The organism is Anaerolineae bacterium, from assembly GCA_016931895.1.
GTDB lineage: Bacteria > Chloroflexota > Anaerolineae > 4572-78 > J111 > JAFGNV01.
In genome coordinates this window covers 1-5,135 of sequence record JAFGDY010000059.1, presented here as the reverse complement: position 1 = coordinate 5,135, position 5,135 = coordinate 1, and the positions used below count along the sequence as shown (strand labels likewise).

At 56.8% G+C, this 5,135-nt stretch carries 4 protein-coding genes; all 4 read left to right on the top strand.

The genetic code is table 11. The features are described from left to right. On the top strand, positions 1–976 hold a 976-nt coding region (gene cydB, locus JW953_04900), incomplete at its 5' end, for a cytochrome d ubiquinol oxidase subunit II (GenBank protein ID MBN1992019.1). Then, positions 976–1,413 (top strand): GNAT family N-acetyltransferase, encoded by a 438-nt coding sequence (locus tag JW953_04895; protein ID MBN1992018.1) that lies wholly within the window; start codon positions 976–978, stop codon positions 1,411–1,413. The genes cydB and JW953_04895, both read left to right, overlap by 1 nt. A gap of 18 nt (positions 1,414–1,431) precedes the next feature. After that, positions 1,432–3,159: a thiol reductant ABC exporter subunit CydD gene (gene cydD / locus JW953_04890; GenBank protein ID MBN1992017.1), complete on the top strand. Its 1,728-nt coding sequence runs from the start codon at positions 1,432–1,434 to the stop codon at positions 3,157–3,159. Between the two features lie 58 nt (positions 3,160–3,217). Continuing rightward, complete coding sequence (gene cydC, locus JW953_04885) at positions 3,218–4,951, top strand: thiol reductant ABC exporter subunit CydC (GenBank protein MBN1992016.1); 1,734 nt, start codon at positions 3,218–3,220, stop codon at positions 4,949–4,951. Positions 4,952–5,135: the final 184 nt, after the last annotated feature.

The window sequence follows — 5,135 nt, the reverse complement described above, 5'->3', positions numbered from 1 at the left end:
TCTGTTTATTGGCTACTTTATCCTGGAAGGCTTTGATTTTGGGGTGGGTATTCTGCTGCCCTTCCTGGGCAAAAACGATCAGGAACGCCGAATGGTTATCAACACCATTGGCCCCTTCTGGGACGGCAACGAGGTTTGGTTAATTACTGCCGGCGGCGCAATTTTTGCCGCCTTTCCCCATTGGTACGCCACCATGTTCAGCGGCTTTTACCTGGCTCTGGTGCTTATGCTCTTTGCCCTGATTTTCCGCGGTGTGGCCTTTGAGTTTCGCAGCAAAGATAAATACCCTCCCTGGCGCAAAACCTGGGATTGGTGTCTCTTTGGCGGCAGTTTTGTCCCGGCGCTGTTGTGGGGCGTGGCGCTGGGCAACCTGCTGCACGGCGTAAAAATTGACGAAAACATGATTTATGTTGGCACTTTTTTTGACCTGCTCAATCCCTACACCTTGCTTGGCGGGCTGACCACCCTGGCCGTGTTTACGTTGCAGGGGGCCATTTTCCTGACCCTTAAAACCAAAGACGGCCTTGACGCGCGAGCCGTTGCCGCCACCAAAAAGGTGGGGCCGGTAGCCACGGTGCTGGTTTTTGCCTTTGTTATTGCCACCTACTTTGCCACCGATGCTTTTACCCGCCTGGGCATCAACCCCGGCATCATTCCCCTCGCCGCCGGTGGCGCCCTGTTGGCGGCGGGCTGGTTCATCCACCATAACCGGCCTGGCTGGGCCTTTGTGATGAATTGTTTAACCATCGCCCTCTCCACCCTGACCATCTTTATGGCTCTGTACCCCCGGGTCATGGTCTCCAGCCTCAACCCCGCCTGGAGCCTGACCATCTACAACGCCTCCTCCAGTCCGTACACCCTGACTGTAATGAGCATTGTGGCCCTGATTTTTGTGCCAATTGTGTTAGCCTACCAGGGCTGGACTTATTGGGTCTTCCGCCAGCGTATCGGGCGTGAAACCGAGTTAGAGTACTAATGGACACCACCGAATACACCCGGGACGGCTATGTTATCCGCACCGACAAAAGAAAGCTGGACCTGAACGTCGTTCACGCCTACTTGAGCCAGAGGTCATATTGGGCGCAGGGACGCTCAATGAAAACCGTCATTAAATCCATTAAAAATTCGCTCTGTTTTGGCCTGTACGACCAGCAAGACAACCTGGTTGGTTTTGCCCGCGTGGTTACCGATTACGCTACCTTTGTCTGGTTGTGCGACGTGTTTATCCTGGAGTCGCACCAGGGGCAAAACCTGGGCAAATGGCTGATTGAGGTTGTCACCAACCACCCCGATTTAAAGAATCTCAGAAACTTTTTGCTGGCCACCCGCGACGCGCACGAGCTTTACCGCCGCTACGGGGGATTTGAAAAGTTGGAAAACGCGGATAGATGGATGATGCGTCCTCGTAAATGAACCTTGGTCCGGTTGAAAATGTTCAGTAAACGCCTCTGGCGGCAAGCTCGCTCAAGCCAACTCAACCTGATTCTGACCATCACTTTGAGTTTGCTGGGAGGGATGGTAATCATCGGCCAGGCGTATTACTTAAGCCGGGTTATCAGCCGCGTTTTCCTGGAACAACATACGCTGGTTGAGGTGCAGCCCTTGTTGCTGGCGCTGCTGGTTTTGAGCGTGGCTCGCGCCGCTTTCACCTGGTCCGGCCAGGTAACGGCCCAGCGCGTGGCCGGACAGGTCAAAAGCAACCTGCGCAACCGCCTGACCGCCCACCTGCTGGCGCTTGGCCCAACCTACACCCACGGCGAGCGCAGCGGCGAACTGGCCAACACCGCCGTACAAGGCATAGAGGCCCTCGAGGCCTATTTTAGCCAATACCTGCCCCAATTAGCCACAGCCGCCCTGATCCCTCTGACCATCTTGATGGTTGTTTTTCCCCTGGATCCCACCACCGGCCTGGTGCTGCTGTTCACCGCCCCCTTGATCCCCATCTTTATGGCCCTCATCGGCCACCAGGCCGATAAAATGACCCGGCGACAGTGGACCGCCTTAAGCCGGATGAGCGCCCACTTTCTGGATGTGCTGCAAGGTTTGGCTACGCTTAAAATCTTGGGTCGCAGCCGCGCGCAATCCAAAACCATTGCCCAGGTCAGCTACCGTTTTGGGCAAACCACCATGAGCGTGCTGCGGGTGGCCTTTCTTTCCGCCCTGGTGCTGGAATTGGTAGCCACTCTCAGCATCGCTATTGTGGCCGTGGAAATCGGTCTGCGCTTGCTCTATGGCCGGTTCATCTTTGCCGAGGCTCTGTTCATTCTTATCCTGGCCCCGGAATTCTACCTTCCTCTCCGCCTACTCGGCGCGCGTTTTCATGCGGGTATGTCTGGCGTGGCCACGGCGCAACGCATCTTTGCTGTGCTCGACACGCCTTTGCCCCCCTCTGCCACTCAGAGAGGGGGTAGGGCAGAGGACATTCCCCCCCCTCCCTTCACCCTGTGCTTCACCAACGTCCACTACGCTTACGACGATGGCCGGCGCCCGGCCCTCAACGGTATCTCCCTGACCATCTCTGCCGGTCAAAAGGCGGCCCTGGTGGGGCCAAGTGGAGCTGGCAAAAGCACGGTGGCGAATTTGCTCCTGCGTTTTATTGACCCGCAACAGGGCAGCATCACGGTAAACGGCATCTCTCTTTCAGCCCTTGACTTATCAGGCTGGCGGACACAGGTAGCTTGGGTGCCGCAACACCCCTATCTCTTCCCCGGCACCATCGCCGAAAATATTCGCCTGGCCCGGCCCCAGGCCGATTTAGCGGCAGTGAGGCAAGCGGCTCAACTGGCCTCCGCCGCTCCCTTTATTGAAGCTTTGCCCCAGAGCTACGATACCTTGATTGGCGAGCGCGGTTTGGACCTAAGCGGCGGCCAGGCCCAACGACTGGCCCTGGCCCGCGCCTTTTTAAAAAACGCGCCCTTTCTTATTCTGGACGAAGCCACGGCTAACCTTGACCCCGATCACGAACTGCAAATTCAGGCGGCTATGCAACGGCTGCTGCAAAATCGCACCGCCCTGATCATCGCCCACCGGCTCAATACAGTGACTACGGCTGATAACATCTTGGTAATGCAGGCCGGCCAAATTGTGGAAAGCGGCGCGCACGACACCCTGCTGGGCCAGTCAGGCTTATACCGCCAATTTGTGACCGCCAATTTGTGACCGTCAATTTGTGACCGTCAATTTGTGACCGTTTATGGAGAAACCTAAAACTGTAACAATGCCCACCTCCTTACGCTTGCTCAAACTTATCGCTCCCTGTAAATGGTGGTCAGCTTTGGCCGCGCTACTGGGCTTTGCCACCATTGGCAGCAGCATTGGTCTGATGGCTACGTCGGCCTATCTTATCTCTAAGGCGGCCCTGCACCCTTCCATTGCCGCACTGCAAGTGGCCATTGTGGGCGTGCGATTTTTTGGCCTGAGCCGGGGCGTGTTCCGCTATTTGGAACGTTACGTTTCGCATCAAACCACTTTCCGGCTACTGGCCCAACTGCGGACATGGTTCTACCAGCGTCTGGAACCCCTGGCCCCGGCCCGGCTGGGGCAATATCGCAGCGGCGATTTGCTCACCCGCATTGTGGCCGACATTGAAAGCCTGGAACACTTTTATGTGCGGGTGATTGCGCCGCCGGTGGTGGCCGGGCTGGTGGCCGGGTTAATGTGGCTTTGGCTGGCTTCTTTTGACGTCTGGCTGGCCATCACCACGTTAGGCTTTTTGCTGCTGGCCGGGATAGGCATCCCCCTTTTGACGCACTGCTTGAGCCGGAACATCGGCCCACGCCTGGTAACTACCCGCGCCGAGTTGAACGCCACTCAAATTGAGGGTATCCAGGGCCTGGCCGATTTGCTTGTTGTTGGCGGCGCAAACCGCCATCAAAAAAAAGTACGGCATTTGAGTGGCCGGTTAATCAAGTTGCAAGAACGTATGGCCCGCATTACGGGCTTACACACGGCTCTCTCCGGCCTGCTCGTCAATTGGGCCACCATCGCCCTTCTGCTGGCCGCCATTCCCCTGGTCAACCGGGGGCAGGTGAATGGCCTTTACCTGGCGGTGTTGGCCCTGGCGGTTATGGCCAGCTTTGAGGCAGTGATCCCATTGCCGGAAGCCTGGCAGCACCTGGCCGCAAGCCTCAAAGCCGCAGACCGGCTCTTTGAAATTGTTGACGCCGAGCCAGAGATACCGGCCATAACCGCGACCTCGCCGCAGCCGCAAGATTGCGGTTTGAGGGTCAAAGATTTGCGCTTCCGCTACCGGCCGCAAGACCCGCCAGCCCTCAACGGCATCAGTTTTGAGTTACCCCCTGGCCGCTGCCTGGCGATTGTTGGCCCAAACGGGGCGGGCAAGTCAACCCTGGTCAATTTGTTACTGCGATTTTGGGAGTATCAGGCCGGGGAAATTTATTTGGGCGGGCACAATTTACGCCGGTACCGGCCCGAGGACATTCGGCGGTTGATGGGCGTTGTTTCGCAGCGAACGCACTTGTTTAACGGAACTATCAAACAAAACCTGCTTTTGGCCCGGCCCGAGGCCAGCGATGAGGAATTGATTCAAGCCGCCCGCCAGGCTCAACTGCATGCGTTCATCCAGGCTCTGCCCCAGGGCTACGATACCTGGATTGGCGAACAGGGTTTGCGCTTGAGCGGCGGCGAGCGGCAAAGGCTGGCTATCGCCCGCGCCCTGCTCAAAGATGCGCCCCTCCTGATTTTGGACGAACCAACCACCCACCTGGACCCGCTGGTGGAACAAGAGATCATGCGCACCATCCAGACCTTGCGGCAAGGCCGGACCACGTTGCTCATCACTCACCGCCTGCCCGGCCCGGAAACAGCCGATGAAGTATTGGTACTGCAAGCGGGGCGGGTTGTTGAACAAGGCCAACCCCAGGAGTTGTTGCAGGCCAAAGGAGTCTATTGGCGGATGCAACAACTGCAAAAAGCGCATGCGATTGTTTAGGGGGCGTGATCAGTTTCAACCCATCAACTCCTTCCGCTTTCTATAATTTAAGACGGACGACGATAATCTCAGACCACAAATTAGTGCCCCCAAAAGTATCTCGTATTTAGACAAAGTAAACTAACCTGGTCGAAGCCAGGGATTGAATTTGAACCTTAACAATCGAGTTTCAGGCCAATATTCT